Raw genomic sequence first — 17787 nt, 5'->3', positions numbered from 1 at the left:
GAAGCATCTGCTAATCGTTAGCAGATGCTTCTTTTTTAAAATGCTTTGTCATACCACTCTTTTGCTTTTTCTACTTCACCCATCGTTAATTGATGCCCTCGATTTTCCCAATGCATTGTTACATTCGCATTTGCATTTTCTAATAGTACCTTCAATTCCTCTGACTCTGCTGATGAACAAATTGGGTCATTTGTCCCAGCAGCAATAAACACAGATTTCCCTGCTAAATTTGCTAATTGAATTCCTCTTCTTGGTACCATTGGGTGATGAAGCACAGCACCTTTCAATGCATTTTCGTAATGGAATAATAAGCTTGCTGCGATATTTGCCCCATTCGAATAACCGATAGCTACAATGTTATTTCTATCGAATTTATATTCTTTAGCCGCTTCATCTAAAAATTCATTTAATTCCTTCGTACGGAAAATTAAATCCTCTTCATCAAAAATGCCCTCTGCTAATCGGCGGAAGAAACGCGGCATCCCATTCTCTAACACATTTCCCCTAACGCTTAATACCGACGCTTCCGGATCAATTATTTCTGCAAGTGGTAGTAAATCTAATTCATTACCACCTGTGCCATGAAGTAATAACAACACTGGTTTTGACGTATCTTTTCCTTTTTGAAAAACATGTTTCATCATAATCCTGTTCCCCCTCCAATCACTTTAATCTAAATTTCTCACTTCAAATGGTAAAAGCGTTTGTTCAATCTGTTTTCTATGTTGTTCATATTGTTCCGGTAACTTTAATTCCTCACCCATCGTCTCTAACGATTCATCATGAGCGAAACCAGGAGGATCTGTTGCAATTTCAAATAAGATTTCACCATGTTCTCTAAAATAAATCGCGTTAAAATAATTTCGATCTTGTACAGGAGTTACGTGATATCCAAAACGCGACACATACTCTTTCCAGTCTAGCTGATCAGCATCATCACTCGCTCTCCAGGCAATATGATGAACTGTGCCAACGCCCATTTGGCCACGACCGATTGTTGATAATTTCAAATCAATAATATTTCCAATGTCAGCAGAAGAACGGAATCGAACAAATTCGCCCTCTTCTCCAATTTTTTCAAGACCCATAATATGTTCTAACAATTCAGCTGTTTTTTGAGGCTGTGCAGATAAAAGAACAGCACCTCCAAACCCTTTAATTGCTACTTCTGGTGTAACTTCTCCAAAACTCCAATTGTTTAATTCGCCTGCTTCTCTTTCAACTAATTCTATATGCAAACCATGCGGATCATCAAATTCTAAATACTGCTCTCCAAAACGAGTCATTTTTGTATACGAAACATCGAATTTTTCTAATCTATTTTCCCAAAACTCCATTGTACCTTTTGGTACAACGTAAGACGTAATTCCTACTTGACCGTCCCCAATAATACCTTGACGAGCACCTGCCCATGGGAAAAACGTAATAATTGTTCCAGGCTTTCCTCCTTCATTTCCAAAATAAAGATGGTACGTACCTGGATCATCAAAATTCACTGTTTGTTTCACTAAACGTAACCCTAATACACCAGCATAAAAGTCTACATTTTCTTGTGGATGCCCTACAATCGCTGTAATGTGATGGATTCCCATTGTTTTCTTTTCCATTTCTTCCACTCCTTTTTTATTTCATTATAAAAATTCTTTTACATTTAAATTCATTATTCATTTTGTCCATGCTACAAAGTAAAATCCGTTATAATAATTTTATCTCGAATTCGAGATATTAATTACAAAATTACACATTAGCGTCTAACTTATCGGGATTATCTCGATTTCAAGATAGTTTCCAAAAAACATTTACTCACTCTAAAATCATAATAAAACTTGATTTAGAATGTCATTTATCTCAACCTCAATACTTATTATAAGTTACTTACTTTTCTTTGTCAATAAGTTACTTATTTCATTTAAAAAGAAAAGAGAGTAAACGTTATTCACCGTCTACTCTCTTTTCAAATCATTTCGTTTCTTCTTCCAGTACTGCTTCCATCTCATTAAATTCACGATGAACTGCCTTAACGGGTTCTTTCGTTAATAAACTTACAACGATAACAGTTAATAAACTACAGAAGAATCCAGGTACCATTTCATACATAATTGCTTTTAAACTTGGAATTTGTACCCATGCTATAACAACTACTGCACCGACAATCATACCAGCAAGAACGCCCCATTTGTTCGTTCTCTTCCAATATAAACTTAATAAAATAGCGGGTCCAAATGCTGAACCAAATCCTGCCCAAGCATAACCTACAAGTGTTAAAATTGTATCACTTGGATGATACGCTAAAACAACTGCTATCATAGCCACTACTAATACTGATAATCTACCGATAAATACAAGTTCTTTGTCACTTGCGTTACGACGGAAAAATGTTTTATAAAAGTCTTCCGTTACTGCACTTGAAATAACAAGTAATTGTGAGGAAATACTACTCATAATCGAAGCCAAAATAGCTGATAATAAAAATCCTGTAATGTATGGATGGAATAAAATATTTGAGAATGTTACAAAGACCATTTCTGGGTCTTGTAATATCGCATTATTTTTAGCATAATAGGCGATACCAATTAGACCAGTAAGCATTGCACCTATAATTGAAATCGTCATCCAACCGATACCGATTCTACGAGAAGTTTTTAAATCTTTAATAGAGGTAATTGCCATAAAGCGGACAATAATATGTGGTTGACCAAAATATCCAAGGCCCCATGCTAAAAAGGAAATAATCCCTAATACTGTAGTCCCTTTAAACATATCCAAATGCGATGCATCGACTTGCTTAATCGTATTAAATGTTTCTGTTACACCACCGACATCCGTAAAAGCAACAATTGGCACTAATACAAGCGCAATAAACATAATACAACCTTGCACAAAGTCCGTCCAACTTACGGCTAGAAAGCCACCGAATAGTGTATACGCAACAACGACACCCACTGTTACAAATAAACCAATTTTATAATCAAGGTTAAAAGAATTTTCAAACAAACGTCCACCTGAAACTAAACCAGCCGACGCATAAAATGTGAAAAATACTAAAATGACGATAGCAGAGACAAAACGAAGTATTTTCGTACGATCTTTAAACCGATTTTCTAAAAAGTCTGGAATCGTAATTGAATCATTTGCCACTTCTGTATACGTTCGTAAACGCGGGGCAATGATTAAATAGTTTGCATACGCACCTATTAATAAACCTATCGCAATCCATACACTTGATAATCCTGTTGCATACATCGCACCAGGTAATCCCATTAGCATCCAGCCACTCATGTCAGAAGCACCAGCTGATAAAGCTGTAACTGCTGGACCAAGTCCCCTTCCACCTAACATATAATCTGATAAATCGGATGTCTTCTTATAAGACCAATATCCGATATACAACATACCTGCCATATAAATAGCAAGCGAAACCATAATTTCAATCTTCACCAAATCTCTCCCTTAGTCCATAAGCCATTCAAAATTTCGAAAAATGACTTTTTCTATTTTCTTGTTTTCGCTTATGGTTCCCTACCTTAACAAACATTTTTTGTTCTTTCAAGTGAACGAGCACTTTTTATTACATGTGAAAACCTTTATAAACGCCTTTATCCCAGTGGATTACAATGATTTTTTAAGGAATTAAAGTAATAATATTCAGAAAATTAAACGGTGTTTTTTCACACCTTATTTTCATTCGTTTACCCGATAAATTTTAAAAGAAAAAAGCCATACAAATGTATGACTTTTAGCTTATTGACGTCTCAATTTTCTCTTTCTCTACATATACTTTACGAAATTTCATATAACATCCAATACGCCAAGGTACTATATAACAAACCGCAAGAGTGTAGAAAAGAATGCCGATTGACTTTGGATCTAGACCTTGTAAATGTCTTCTAAAATAAGCACGTAAAAGAACGATAACTAAAAATGTAGCAATAAAAGCGATACTTTTTTTTGCATAAATTTGACCATCTTCTCTGACTTCATACCCACTTAAAATAATAAGTGGAATTGACAATAGCAGTCCGATCCCAGCAGCTATACAAATTTGCCAACCAGCAAGTTGTATCGGTGCTGCGTATAAAGAAAAACCTGGTAATAAGAAAAATAATGGCAATAGTAGTCGTCTTCCTTTATTATTAATTGGTCGATTCATAGAGCGCATGCGTCTAAATATAACGAGCCCTATGACGAGTAAAAAAATTGTAATACTGTAAGAACCTTATTGCAAGTGAATCTCTCCCTAAAAATAGTCATTTTTAAAAATACTTCCCTATTATACTCCTAATTTTTCCAAAAATATGATTATTCCTTAAAAAAATCTTACATATCAAATATACTTTTAGGTTTGATTTACTATAGGAAACAATTCCGAAAGAGGAACTACTCTCCCCACCTCGTCTTTAAACACAATATGCTCTCTAGTTAAATGGCGCGGGCTCTTCACTCCCGCCGCTGCCGCTAATGAAAATAAACTATATCTCATACTAATAATATAATTCATGACTCGCCACTTCTTCTCATACGGATCTAACGCTTTTTGATAATGCGGATTCGTCGTGGCTACACCAGATGGACATTGGCCAGAATTACATTGAAGGGCCATAATACAGCCGCTTGCCATCATAAATCCGCGGGCTGAACTTACAGCATCCGCCCCAATCGCTAAAGCAATCGCTACTTTATCTGGTGTGATTAATTTACCCGATGCAAATACTTTAAACTTGTTACGAACACCATAATGGTTTGCTGTATCAATAAATGTAAGTAATGCTGGAATAAGCGGCAGTCCCATACAATCTGCCATCGATTTATACGTTGCCCCTGACCCGCCTTCTGAACCGTCTATTGTAATAAAATCTGGATAAATGTTTAGTTCTTTCATTGTTTTTATTAAATCTTCCAAAGGCTTCTGCTGACCAATTACAATTTTCATTCCAACTGGTTTACCGCCGCTTTCTTGCAACTGTTGAATAAAATAAAGTGTATCCGCTGCATTCTTTAAAAATGAAAATCGATTCGGTGAATTAATCGTCTCTCCCTTTCGGACGTTGCGAACAAACGCAATTTTCTCATTTACTTTTTGCCCCTCTAAATGACCACCACGTATTTTAGCACCTTGCCCAAATTTCAATTCGAATGCTCTAATATTACTTTCTTTCACTTTCTCCATGAATTTTCCCATTGAAAAATTACCGTCTTCATCACGGTATCCAAATAACCCTGGACCAATTTGCGCAACGATATTCGCTCCTGTATGTAAATGTTCTGGAATAACGCCACCTTCACCCGTATTAATCCACGACCCGCCTGCCATTTTTGCTCCAAGACCACTCGCTAAAATATAATTTTCTCCAATCGCACCATAAGAAGTCGCAGATGCACCAAACATGCCATGTAGCTTCCACGGATATTTACGGTTCTCACCGACTATAATTGCATCATCTTCTTCGTACAGCCAAAGATTCGTTGTATCCGCTGTCAATTTTTCTCTTCTTGAAAATAACCCTTCTTTATGAATCACGTACTTTTTACCTTCTCGCTCTTGCGTGAGATTCACACTTAATTCCTCCGTTAATATCGGAAATAATGTATTAGCAATATAATATCCAGAAGCTTCAAAATCTCGTTTTGATCCAAAACCAAGTATTTCAGAGCGATATTTCGCTAAAAACATAACACTTTGAAAATCATAACGTGAGAAAGGCTTTCCATCCGTATCATGATCAAACCAATATTGTCGAAATTCAGGCCCTATCTTTTCCAGTAAGTAGCGCATTCTTCCTAAGTACGGATGTAATTTTAAAATAGAATGATGTGTTCGTTTTTTTATAAAAAATGTAATGATAAAAAAGACGATTAAAAGCAACATTAAAAATAGTAATATACTAATAATAACGAGTAGCGTTTCACTCATCCCGCTTCCCCCTATGAAATTCCATAATAAAAAGAGAACACTAGATGTGTTCTCCTTTTATCTTTATTCATACTAACGTAACAAGATGCTCTTTCGCGTCATATTCAACTAAACTTTCAGCGTGTTTAATTCGATGAACAAAGTCTGGATTAGCAATTAACGGTCTTCCGAATGCCGCTACATCAATCGTTCCTTCTTGCAACGCTTCTTCGGCCTCTTTCGGATTTAAATTACCAACCCCAACAATCGTACCATCCCAATATTTTCTTACTAGTTGATGAAAATTCTTTCCGTCAGCAATCTCTTGGGTATAATTCATCGTTGAAGGATGGATCATCGTTAATCCAACCTCTTTAAACATATTTATGAACGTTTCAATTGCAAACTCAGGGTTTTCCCACATATAAGTAGGATTATCACCTTTGAAAGCAGAGAAACGAAGAAGTGTTTTATTAGCTCCAACAGCTTCTATTACAGCTGCCGTTACTTCTTTCATAAACGTTAACCTTTGTTTTAAATCACCGCCATATTTATCTGTTCGCTTATTCGCAAACTCATACGTAAATTGATCGATTAAATATCCGTGTGCACCGTGAATTTCTACTCCATCAAATCCAGCTTCGATCGCATTTTTCGCAGCTTGTGCGTATTGATCGATCACTTCTTGTATTTCTTCTAACGTCATTGCTTCTGGCATATCAAACGGTTTACGAAAGCGTGGAACATTTCCCTCTGCAGCGATAGCCGACGGCGCTTGTGGCATTTGACCACCAATTATTTCATGATGACTCATACGCCCAACATGCCATATTTGAGCAATAATCGTCCCGCCTTCTTTATGTACTGCCTCTGTAACAGGTTTCCAAGAATCGATTTGTTCTTGTGTATAAATACCTGGTACTCCTGGGTTTCCTTTTGCTCTCGGACTAATGACAATTCCTTCTGTAATAATTAGTCCAATTCCATCCGCAGCACGTTTTCTGTAGTACTCCACTACATCCGCACCAACTACTCCAGTCTCATTATCTGCAAAGCATCTTGTCATCGGTGCCATCGCTATACGATTACGAAGAGACCAAGCTCCAACTTGAATTGGATCAAACAACTTTGTTTCTTCAACGTTTTCAAAAAATCCCCCAGCATTTACATTTGTTCCTTCATAAATACTCGCTGCTTTATTACTTGAACTTGTCATTTTTCTTCCCCCTAAAAAATCTTACTATAATCGCATCATACTTACTTTTAGATAGTAACGTCAATTTTTACGACTTTAAAATAAAAAATTCGAATATTCAAAAAACAAAACGCTATAAATAATATTAAAAAGGTTTCCTTAGGAGGAAACCTTTTTTGTTGACCATATATGGCTGTCAATTCGTTTATCTCTTTAATAAAAAAACACCTTATCAATAGAAGTGAAAATGGTTCAGTATTCTTCTAAAAATAATAACTTATATACCTAAAACAATGAAAGCCCTACCTCTCTTTCATCCTTACGGCTCCTCGTCCGTGCCAGTGTGAATCAGGATTGCAAAAATCAAGTAACTATTTTATCGAAGTATTCAATTAAACTTCGAACATTCATAAATGAAATTAAAAAATAAAAATGGATTTGATTGTAGTAATAACAATAGAGGTAATGCTCTAAAAGTGGTTTGAAAGAGTTGAATGTCTTTGAAATGATAAATTTTCTATAATTATGTTCCCAAAAAATTCAAGATCTTTTTTGGGATATAATACATTATTTGTAATGAACCTTAACAAAAGCTTTTTATCTGATTTTCTGTGATACCTTCAATTAATCCCAGTTCACTAATCAAAAATTCATATGCGTTATCTAACATCTTCTTTTCGCTTGCATTAAGTGCTTTTTCTTTCTGTATACGCATTAAATCACGCACAACTTCAGCACCTTCTTGCATTTTACCCGTCTTTATTTTATCAGTGTTCAATTTATACCTTTGTTTCCACGTAAGTAATCTATCTGATTCCCCATGTTGAAAAATATCCATTATGTGTGCTAATGCGGTTATATCCGTAACTGGACGTATATTCGAATTCAATATTCTCCCTGCTGGAATCATTAGTTCCATATTACTAGCCGACATTTTTATAACATAATACTGTTGTTTTTCTCCTGAGATTTCCTTCTCTTCTATGGCTTTAATTATACCTGCTCCCTGCATTGGATAAACAATGTTATCGCCAATTTGAAACAAATAATCCACCTCCATATATGGTAACCTTCTCAAGCTTAACATACTTTTAGTTTTTTAGCAAAATGTTTATTTTATCATAAAATTATTTTACACGTCAACACTTCAGAAGCAAGAAATTAAATTTACACAATAAACTATAAAAATCGCAATTCCATTAACGGTTCCACACACATTCATTCTCTTTTAATACAAAAACACATCACTACATTTAAGTAGTGATGTGTTTTTGTTAAGGCATAAATAAAGATCTACTTTTCCGTCTATATACTAACTTGCTTACTAACCGTTTCCCTCGCTAAAAGAAAACTCATAATCACTTGCGCTGCTACTCTACTCGTCATATCTCTGAAATCAAGAGTTGGATCAATCTCTACTATATCCATCCCTTGAACGAGCGGTTCTTTACCAAGGAATTCAATCGCATCTAGTAAAGTCGTACTATCCATTCCACCAGGCCCAATTGCTGGACAACCTGGTGCAAACGCTTGGTCTAGCACATCCATATCAAGAGAAATATAAATAGAAGTCACACCTTGATTTCTTAATAATTCAATACTTTCCGTGATAATATCTTTTATTTCTCGCTCTCGTACGTCTTTCATTGTATACACTGTTACACCATGCTCTATTGCATATTCATGGTACGCACGTGCATTAGAAAAATTACGAATTCCAATTTGAACAAGTTGTTTCCCTGTAATGACATCATTTTCTAGTAAACTACGGAATGGTGTACCATTTGACGGGCCTCCATCATCTAAATTACGTAAATCATGATGAGCATCAAATTGAATAATCCCGACCTTTCCTTTACTGTTTGCAAAGCCTGTTATACTCGGAAAACTAATCGAGTGGTCACCACCAAGAACGATTGGTATCATGTTCGGATTTACTTTCGTTACATGACCAACTGTTTTCGCAATTCGGTTATGACTTTCTTTTATATCCGTCACATGCATCGTAATATCGCCGCAATCATATAAGACACTTTCTTTCATATCGTGTTCTTCTGTAATTGCATATGTGCTGTATGCATCTAACATCGCACGAATTGTCTTTGGAGCAAAACTCGCTCCTGAATGACTAATAGATGGTTTAGAAAGGGGTGCTCCAATTAAGGCAGCACCGAATATTTCTACACCTTCCTCCCAATCTTTAATCATCTCACTCCATTTTGTCACTTCACGATCAATAAACTTTGCGTTTTTCTTTAAATAGTGGCCGTGCTCCACGATTGTTCACCTCTTGTATATGCAATATTACCATTCTTCCATACTGTATTCACATGACTTACGCCGTAATGATACGGTACGTAAGCATAATTGTAAGCATCCCATAAAACTAAATCTGCCTTACGACCAACTCTAATTTTCCCAGCTACATCACCACGGTTAATGGCATATGATGAGTTAACCGTTACGGCATTCCAAACTTCTTCTGGTGTCATTTTCAGTTTTAGCATCGCAATGCTCATAATAAGCTGAATATTTTCAGTTGGACAGCTACCTGGGTTAAAGTCTGTAGCTAACGCAACTGCAACACCTTCATCAATCATTTTACGACCACGAGCAAAGCTTTCTTTATTTAAATAGAAAGTTGTTCCTGGTAATAATGTTGCTACTGTATTCGAGTTTGCAAGCATTTCAATCCCTTTATCAGAAGCGCCAACTAGATGGTCTGCTGATGCTGCACCGATTTCTGCCGCTGCTTCCGCACCACCAAGAGGGTCGATTTCATCTGCATGAATTTTCACATCAAAGCCAAGCTCTTTCGCTTTTAATAAAAATTCTTTTGATTCTTCTACTGAGAACACACCTGTTTCACAGAAAATATCAACGAATTCCGCCAATTGTTTCTCTTTCATTTCTGGTAATAGGTCTAACATCCATTGTAAAAATTCTTTCGATCTACCTTTATATTCTTTCGGAACTGCATGAGCACCTAAAAATGTGGAAACTAAATCGATTGAATGCTCTTTTTGTAATTGTGCAGTTGCCTCTAATTGTTTCCATTCCGTCTCATCATCTAATCCGTAACCACTCTTCGCTTCTACAGTTGTAACGCCGAAAGATAGCATACGGTCTAAATGGAATTTCGCTTTTTGAACAAGTTCTTCTTTCGACGCCTGTTTCGTTGCATTTACAGTTGAAAGAATACCTCCGCCTTGTTCTAAAATTTCTAAGTACGGAACTCCTTGTAATTTTAGCGCAATTTCATTTTCACGAGATCCACCAAATACAAGATGGGTATGCGGATCAACAAGACCAGGAGAAACCATTTTCCCCCCGCAATCAATAACTTCTTTCGCTTGTAATCCTTTCGCTTCTTCCGCTGTTCCAACGAAAGTGATTACACCATTTTCAATTCCAACCGCACCGTTTTCGATAACAGGAAGCGTGTTCATCGCTTCTCGTCTTAACAAGCCATCTTCTTGATCCATTGTTAGTAATTGACCGATATTTATTAGTAAAGTGTCCAGCATGTTTTCTCCTCCTTATTTCATCATTGGAATGTTAACGCCTTTTTCTTTCGCAGTTTCCACAGCTAAGTCATATCCAGCATCCACGTGACGAACAACACCCATACCAGGGTCAGAAGTTAATACGCGCTCAATACGTTTTGCTGCTGCTTCTGTTCCATCTGCAACAATAACCATTCCAGCGTGAAGTGAATAACCCATACCAACGCCACCACCGTGGTGAACAGATACCCAGCTCGCACCGTTTACACTATTAATTAATGCATTTAAAATTGGCCAGTCAGCTACTGCATCACTACCGTCTTTCATCGCTTCTGTTTCACGGTTTGGAGATGCTACTGATCCGCAATCTAAATGGTCACGACCAATAACAATCGGTGCTGATAATTCACCATTTGCAACCATTTCATTAATGATGCGACCAAATTTCGCACGCTCACCGTAACCTAACCAACAAATACGTGATGGAAGTCCTTGGAACTCAACTTGTTGACGTGCCATACGAATCCAGTTACATAAATGTTCATTATCAGCGAACTCACGTAAAATTACTTCGTCTGTTTTATAAATATCTTCTGGATCACCAGAAAGTGCTACCCAGCGGAATGGCCCTTTTCCTTCACAGAATAATGGACGAATAAATGCTGGAACGAATCCTGGGAAATCGAAAGCATTTTTCAAACCTTCATCGAAAGCAACTTGGCGAATGTTATTTCCATAATCAAATGTAATTGCACCTTTTTCTTGCATCGCAAGCATCGCTTCCACATGTTTTGTCATACTTTCTTTTGATAATTGTACGTAACGTTCTGGATCTTTTTCACGAAGTTTCGCTGCTTCTTCTAATGTGTAACCTACTGGAATATAACCGTTTAATGGATCATGAGCAGATGTTTGATCTGTAACTAAATCTGGCGTAATATCACGCTTCACTAGTTCTGGTAAAATCTCTGCCGCATTTCCTAGCAAGCCAATTGAAATTGGTTCTTTCTTCTCTTTATACTCGTTCGCAACAGTTAATGCTTCTTCTAATGATTCTGTATACATGTCACAATATCTCTTTTCAATACGACGATCGATGCTACGCTTATCAACATCAATAGCAATGACAACACCGCCGTTCATCGTTACAGCAAGAGGTTGTGCACCACCCATACCACCTAAACCAGCAGTAAGTGTTAATGTACCTTTTAATGAACCGTCGAAATGTTGACGAGCTGCTTCACCAAATGTTTCATATGTTCCTTGTAGAATCCCTTGTGTTCCAATGTAAATCCAGCTACCAGCTGTCATTTGTCCGTACATCATAAGACCTTTTTTCTCTAGTTCTCGGAAGTGATCCCAGTTTGCCCATTTTGGTACTAAGTTTGAGTTCGCTAACAGAACGCGAGGTGCATCTTCATGTGATTTAAAAATGGCAACTGGTTTTCCTGATTGAACAAGTAACGTTTCATCGCTTTCTAACGTTTTTAATGAATCTACAATCGCCTGATAGCTTTCCCAGTTACGAGCTGCACGGCCAATTCCGCCATACACAACTAATTCTTCTGGTTTTTCAGCAACTTCCGGATCTAAATTGTTCATTAGCATACGAAGTGCAGCTTCTTGCACCCACCCTTTCGTTTGTAACTCTGTACCTCTTGGCGCGCGAATTGTTTGTTGTACTTTTTCCATTTCAATCTCTCCCTTTTCTCATTTTATAGTGCTGCGTTTACATCCAATCTTTCTTTTATCGAATAATTCGTTTTTAACCAATGTGCAATATTTTCAATATCCGTTGAGAAGATGCGATCATTTGTAATAGATGGTACTTGCTGACGCCCTTGATGGTAGAAGCTCTTCGTCACTGTACTCATGTTTTCAATTCCACGATATTCTGCCGCTTGCATCGCACAAATCATTTCAATTGAAAGAACACGTCTTACATTTTGAATAATTTGATGTGCATGACGTGAAGCGATTGTTCCCATACTTACGTGATCTTCTTGGTTAGCTGATGACGGGATTGAATCAACACTCGCTGGATGTGCTAACGTTTTATTTTCAGAAACTAGTGACGCTGCAGCATATTGCATAATCATTGCACCAGACTGAAGTCCTGGTTCTGGACTTAAAAATGGCGGTAAATCGTTTAACTGCGGATTTACTAAACGCTCAATACGACGCTCTGAAATGTTTGCAAGTTCCGCCATTCCTACTTTTAAGAAGTCCATCGCAAATGCAATCGGTTGACCATGGAAATTACCACCTGAAATTACTTTTTCCCCGCCATCAAAGATTAGCGGATTATCTGTTGCGGCATTCATTTCAATTTCTAATTTTTCTTTCACATAATTCAAAACTTGCCAAGAAGCACCGTGTACTTGCGGGATACAACGAAGTGAATAGGCATCCTGTACACGTAGTTCTCCTTGTTTTGTTGTTAACTTACTATCATGAAGAATGTCACGAATTCTGCTTGCTACATCCACTTGCTCTTTATAGCCACGTGCTTTATGAACATTTTCATCAAATGCATCAATAATGCCTTGTAACCCTTCAATTGTCATCGAAGCAATTAGTTCAGCTTGATACGCCGTTGCTTCTGCTTCTATATAAGAAAGAACTCCTTGTGCTGTCATCGCCTGCGTACCATTAATTAACGCAAGACCTTCTTTCGCTTCAAGTTCAATTGGCTCAAGCCCTTCTTCTGTAAGAGCAACCATTGCATGAACGCGTTTCCCTTTATAGAACACTTCACCTTCGCCTAATAATACGAGCGCAAGATGAGATAAAGGTGCTAAATCTCCACTTGCACCAAGTGAACCTTGTTGCGGAACGACTGGATGAATTTTACGATTTACAAACTCAAGAAGCATATTTACAACAAGCGGCCTTACGCCTGATACTCCTTTAAGCATCGTGTTCGCTCGTAAAATTAACATTCCGCGCGATACTTCTTCCGGGAATGGATCACCTATCCCACATGCATGTGACTGAATTAAATTATGTTGAAGTGCCTTTACATCATCTTTTTGGATAAGCACATCACTAAACTTTCCAAATCCAGTTGTAATACCGTAAACGACTTTTCCGTCCTCTACAATTTTCTCAACTACTTCGCGGCACTCCGCTACCTTTTGCATACTAGTTGGACAAGCTGTTACACCTTCTCCTTCCAGTAATAACCTCTTCATTTCTTCAACTGTCAATGTATGTCCTGTTAACGTAATCATCATTTTTCCTCCTTAAAAAGGCAAAAGGGAACCTTATCTTTTTAAGACAGACTTCTGTCCTAAAAAAGTAAGGCCCCCTTCTAACTAATAGACTATGGGCAAATCATATGTGATTAATTCCTAAACCAATCGCCTCATGCTCAGATCCTTTTACAGGTGCACCAATCGTTCCATATAATGCAACAGCAACCCATTCGCCTTCTTTTTTCCTGTCGTATGGTGTACCGCGCACAATCGCAAAACGAAGTCCTACTGTACGAAGAACGTCTGCTAACTGAATTTGACCTCTCGTTACTCCGTACAAAGCTTCCATAATTGCATGATAAAGTGCATGTGTTTCTCTGTAAACGTCTGTTTCAATAACTTGGTTGCTTTTAGCCGCTGTTTCCATTGCTGCGACAACCTTTTGCGAATTCATCGAACCCACTTTCCCCGTACAATACTTCCAACCTTTTGGAATGGATAATACAGGACTTTCATTCTCATCCGCAAGTGCCAACAGCATGGCCATACGACCAATTCGATGTGTTCCTTGAAGAAGCATGTGACTCTCTCATTTCTTTTGAATTATTTGAATATTACTTAATTTAAGAATATATGAAAACGGTTAAATCGTCAATAGTTTAAAATCATATTCAAACATTTTTTTCATCCCCCTAATTTTGTGTACACAAATGATTTACACAAAATTTCCAGACGTGCTATAGTCTCACTAACAGATGCAAAGGGGCGAAATTTCAGTGACAAAACGAAAAGATATTCATTTTCGAATTGAAGAGAAATTACTTGAAAGGTTTGAATCAGCACTCCATTACGAAGGTTTAAAGAAAACAGATGTATTAACACATGCAATCCAACAATTTTGCACAAAGGTGGAATGTGACAAAATGAATGATGTAAAACGACAATATAACGTTAGCAACCATTTACAAACACGCATCGACACACATACACATTACGAAGAAAAACACGTAGATTTAGATAAGATCGTCATTGAACATTTACACCTTCAAGGGGATGAAAACATATTAGAGGTTGGGTGCGCTAGTGGAAAATTCCTTTCCCTTTTACAAACAAATGGTCATAAAGGCCCATTAACCGGGTTTGATCAATCCGAAGCTATGCTTGCTGAAGCTGCTAAAATAAATAACTTAATAGAATGGAAACGAGGGGACGCTAGTAAACTTCCTTTCGAAACAAATTGTTATGACCTAATAATTGCAAGACATATGTTATACCATGTGAAAGATGTTGAAAAAACAATTCAAGGCTTTTATAAAGTCATTCGTTCTGGAGGAACACTTTTAGCTACAACAAATTCTAAAGTTTCATTACCTCGTATAGTTGAAATGTGTAACAACATGCTTGACGCATTTGATCTACCGAAAACATCACCAGCAGTCTCTCCATTTTGTTTAGAAAATGGTAAAGAGATAGTAGCATCTGCTTTTCCAACGGTTGAAGAAACAGTTATTCATAATGCGCTCGTTTTTCATCATGCTACCCCAATAGTAAACTATATTTCCAGCATGTTTCCATCGTTAAATATACCCGATAATATGTATCTTCAAGCCGAGATGAAAGAATGGCTAACAGAAGAAATCAACAAGGAATTATCGCTCCATAACGGTATATGGCGCGATCCAAAAACGTTAGTAATTTATCGGTGTAAAAAAGCTAGCATTTGCTAGCTTTTACACGTTTTCTCGTAAAAGTTTCTCCATTACTACATTGCCTTTACCACAATAAAAATCTGTATTATGTTCGTCTGCCACTCCAAAATAAGAGGCAATCGCTATTCCAAATGGTACAAATGCATGCCCTTGTGCTGTAATGATATTTGAGTGTTGCACAACTTCTTCATACACGAAATTTTCTACTGGAAAACAATCAAATTTTTGATAATCTATAGTCGCAGTATAAGAAATCCCTTTAAATAACCCTGCTTTTGCTAGCGCATACGGTCCAGCACAAATTGCCGCCACTAATTTTTCTTGTTCGTGAAATTGACGAATGACTGAAAAAAGAGATTTCGCATCTTTCAACTGTACTTCTTCTCCACCTGGAATAAGTACCCCCTCATACTCATCTACACGTACTTCACTTACTTCTATATGTGGTTGCACTTGCAAACCTGTTTCACTTATAATCAATTCTTTTGTTAAGCCCGCTGTAATGATTTCAAATTTATTTTTCAGCAACGCCGTCGCTACTGTTATTTCAAACTCCGCAAATGTTGGGTATACAAATAAAAGTATTTTTTTCATAGCCCTCTCTCCTTTAACCAGTCCATAAAATATACCTCTAAATCGTCAACTGTTAATCTATTTGTGTCCACATAAGTTACAGGAAATTGTTTATACCAGTCTTTTTCAGTTTCTGCTAATTTAAATTGCTCCTCAAATGTACTTCTGTTTCTTGTTCTATCATTATTTTTTCTATCATATACATTCTTTTTCGTAACATCTAAGTAAAAAATCACATCCGAACGGCATTCTCTTAATTTATATAATTCATCTTTCAATTCAGTTTCTATATCCCACTCTTCTCCTATAATCGTTGGATAAAAGAGTGTAAAAAACTCAATGTCTTCTGGTCCGCGATCAAAAATTACGACTGAATCTTTCACATTTTGAAACTCCTTTATTTTTGCTTCCATAAACACTTTTTGATTCATAATAAACCCTACTTTTGAATTCATATCTAAATTCAATTTTTTTCGCTTCTCTACAATTGGATATGGATTTTCATATATAACTCGAAACCCTCTCTTTTCTAACCTTTTTGCTAATGTTGTTTTTCCGCTAGCCATCGGCCCTTGCAGTGAAATTACGTATGTCACACCTCTCATTCCCTTACACTTTAGTACACCTATAATATACAGAATCTTGAAAACTCTCAACATTATATATATCATCTTGTTTCTTATTCTTATCTAACTTATAATGAAAAATAGAGATTATGACGGACGCATCAATAATGTAAGCTTGGAAATCCAAGCTTACATTATTTTTTGCTTTCCCTTTTCTAATAAAAAGAGTATACTAAATTAGAACGTATGTTCTTAATAATTACATACAGTAAGGAGATAGAACAATGGTATACGACACAAAAGCAATTTCTTGGAATGAATCTTTAAAACAACTTCAACGCCGCTATACAAACAAACAAGTTGACCGAAAAGAATTTGAGGATATTGAACTGATGGAATTCTTCCGCGATAACGACTACATTTCTTTACCTACACACATAAGCGGCCTATCAAAAACACGTTTTACTTCTTACTCTATTTTCACAACTGAAGATAAAGATCGTAAAGTTGGCACATTAATCATTGAATATGTAGAAGATGATAATAATAATTTACATGTGGAACAACTATACTTTGTTTAAATGATAACGCTTGGTCAAAATGACCAAGCGTTCTTGCTTTCTATGAATCTCACTGTATATAATATGAATAAAAGAAAACCGCTATCATTAAGGGGGGATATGCTTGCTCGAAGGATGGTTCAGTTGGTTCATTGTATTATGGACGGTTATTTTATTAGGGCTTATGTCTATCGGTGGATACTTTATGTTCAGAAAATTTTTAAAACGTTTACCAAAAGAAGACGGCATGTCCATTTTGGATTGGGAAGAACACTACATAAATAAAACGAGACATTTATGGGCTGACGAACAAAAACAATTGTTAGAAGAGCTTGTAAGTCCTGTTCCAGAACTATTTCGCGATGTTGCAAAATCAAAGATTGCTGGAAAAATCGGGGAACTTGCATTACAAGAAAATGCCTCTCAAATTACACAAGACTTAATTATTAAAGGATATATCATTGCCACACCAAAGCGTGATCATAAATTTTTAATTAAAAAACTACAAGAAAAAAAGATTGATTATTCTAACTATCGATCTTTACTCGTAAAGTAACTTCATATTATTTTCGATAAAAAAGACAGCGCCTT

17 protein-coding genes are annotated in these 17787 nt (G+C 36.6%); 3 read left to right on the top strand and 14 right to left on the bottom strand.

Annotation, left to right across the window (positions count from 1 at the left end):
• Window positions 1–35 precede the first annotated feature (35 nt).
• The 12 genes from ACTFRM_RS07435 to hutP form a co-directional block, all read right to left on the bottom strand.
• The gene (locus ACTFRM_RS07435; RefSeq protein WP_000975454.1) at window positions 36–644 is read right to left on the bottom strand and encodes an alpha/beta hydrolase; all 609 of its coding nucleotides are present in this window, start codon (window positions 642–644) and stop codon (window positions 36–38) included.
• A gap of 24 nt (window positions 645–668) precedes the next feature.
• Entirely contained in the window at window positions 669–1607 is a 939-nt protein-coding gene (locus ACTFRM_RS07430) for a ring-cleaving dioxygenase (protein WP_000412739.1), read from the bottom strand.
• 352 nt (window positions 1608–1959) lie between these two features.
• Entirely contained in the window at window positions 1960–3438 is a 1479-nt protein-coding gene (gene putP / locus ACTFRM_RS07425; RefSeq protein ID WP_000687595.1) for a sodium/proline symporter PutP, read from the bottom strand.
• A gap of 298 nt (window positions 3439–3736) precedes the next feature.
• Window positions 3737–4204, bottom strand: coding sequence for a cytochrome c biogenesis protein CcdC (locus ACTFRM_RS07420; protein ID WP_173600444.1), 468 nt, complete (start codon window positions 4202–4204; stop codon window positions 3737–3739).
• 132 nt (window positions 4205–4336) lie between these two features.
• The gene (locus ACTFRM_RS07415) at window positions 4337–5911 is read right to left on the bottom strand and encodes an FMN-binding glutamate synthase family protein (protein WP_000005167.1); all 1575 of its coding nucleotides are present in this window, start codon (window positions 5909–5911) and stop codon (window positions 4337–4339) included.
• A gap of 67 nt (window positions 5912–5978) precedes the next feature.
• Window positions 5979–7106, bottom strand: a complete 1128-nt coding sequence (locus tag ACTFRM_RS07410; RefSeq protein WP_000204580.1) for an alkene reductase — start codon at window positions 7104–7106, stop codon at window positions 5979–5981.
• Window positions 7107–7668: 562 nt separating this feature from the next.
• Complete coding sequence (locus ACTFRM_RS07405; RefSeq protein WP_170317877.1) at window positions 7669–8130, bottom strand: CarD family transcriptional regulator; 462 nt, start codon at window positions 8128–8130, stop codon at window positions 7669–7671.
• Between the two features lie 260 nt (window positions 8131–8390).
• Complete coding sequence (gene hutG / locus ACTFRM_RS07400; protein WP_000399838.1) at window positions 8391–9362, bottom strand: formimidoylglutamase; 972 nt, start codon at window positions 9360–9362, stop codon at window positions 8391–8393.
• The gene (gene hutI, locus ACTFRM_RS07395; protein ID WP_000887531.1) at window positions 9341–10612 is read right to left on the bottom strand and encodes an imidazolonepropionase; all 1272 of its coding nucleotides are present in this window, start codon (window positions 10610–10612) and stop codon (window positions 9341–9343) included. Before hutI ends, hutG begins: the two co-directional genes overlap by 22 nt.
• Before the next feature lie 12 nt (window positions 10613–10624).
• The gene (gene hutU, locus ACTFRM_RS07390; RefSeq protein WP_000416944.1) at window positions 10625–12283 is read right to left on the bottom strand and encodes a urocanate hydratase; all 1659 of its coding nucleotides are present in this window, start codon (window positions 12281–12283) and stop codon (window positions 10625–10627) included.
• Between the two features lie 23 nt (window positions 12284–12306).
• Window positions 12307–13824, bottom strand: coding sequence for a histidine ammonia-lyase (gene hutH, locus ACTFRM_RS07385; RefSeq protein ID WP_000631874.1), 1518 nt, complete (start codon window positions 13822–13824; stop codon window positions 12307–12309).
• Window positions 13825–13927: 103 nt separating this feature from the next.
• Complete coding sequence (gene hutP / locus ACTFRM_RS07380) at window positions 13928–14368, bottom strand: hut operon transcriptional regulator HutP (RefSeq protein ID WP_000926517.1); 441 nt, start codon at window positions 14366–14368, stop codon at window positions 13928–13930.
• A 196-nt stretch (window positions 14369–14564) separates the two neighbouring features.
• Between hutP and ACTFRM_RS07375 the strand changes: the two genes are divergently transcribed.
• Complete coding sequence (locus ACTFRM_RS07375; RefSeq protein WP_000166759.1) at window positions 14565–15515, top strand: class I SAM-dependent methyltransferase; 951 nt, start codon at window positions 14565–14567, stop codon at window positions 15513–15515.
• Window positions 15516–15518: 3 nt separating this feature from the next.
• On the opposite strand, the gene ACTFRM_RS07370 is transcribed toward ACTFRM_RS07375, so the two are convergent.
• The gene (locus tag ACTFRM_RS07370) at window positions 15519–16091 is read right to left on the bottom strand and encodes a DJ-1/PfpI family protein (RefSeq protein ID WP_000722200.1); all 573 of its coding nucleotides are present in this window, start codon (window positions 16089–16091) and stop codon (window positions 15519–15521) included.
• A complete protein-coding gene (locus ACTFRM_RS07365; protein WP_141096698.1) occupies window positions 16088–16675 on the bottom strand; it encodes an AAA family ATPase in 588 nt (195 codons plus the stop codon). The genes ACTFRM_RS07370 and ACTFRM_RS07365 overlap by 4 nt, the downstream gene beginning before the upstream one ends.
• Window positions 16676–16920: 245 nt before the next feature.
• Here ACTFRM_RS07365 and ACTFRM_RS07360 point away from each other — a divergent pair, with 245 nt between their 5' ends.
• Together ACTFRM_RS07360 and ACTFRM_RS07355 are read left to right on the top strand one after the other, a co-directional pair.
• Window positions 16921–17217, top strand: coding sequence for a hypothetical protein (locus ACTFRM_RS07360; RefSeq protein ID WP_000262401.1), 297 nt, complete (start codon window positions 16921–16923; stop codon window positions 17215–17217).
• Window positions 17218–17320: 103 nt separating this feature from the next.
• Entirely contained in the window at window positions 17321–17752 is a 432-nt protein-coding gene (locus ACTFRM_RS07355) for a DUF2621 domain-containing protein (RefSeq protein ID WP_088322419.1), read from the top strand.
• Window positions 17753–17787: the final 35 nt, after the last annotated feature.

It is taken from the genome of Bacillus cereus group sp. MYBK227-1, assembly GCF_051916325.1.
Classification (GTDB): domain Bacteria; phylum Bacillota; class Bacilli; order Bacillales; family Bacillaceae_G; genus Bacillus_A; species Bacillus_A cereus.
The sequence above is the reverse complement of the archived record's forward strand: the minus strand, read 5'-3'. Positions and strand labels throughout refer to the sequence as shown.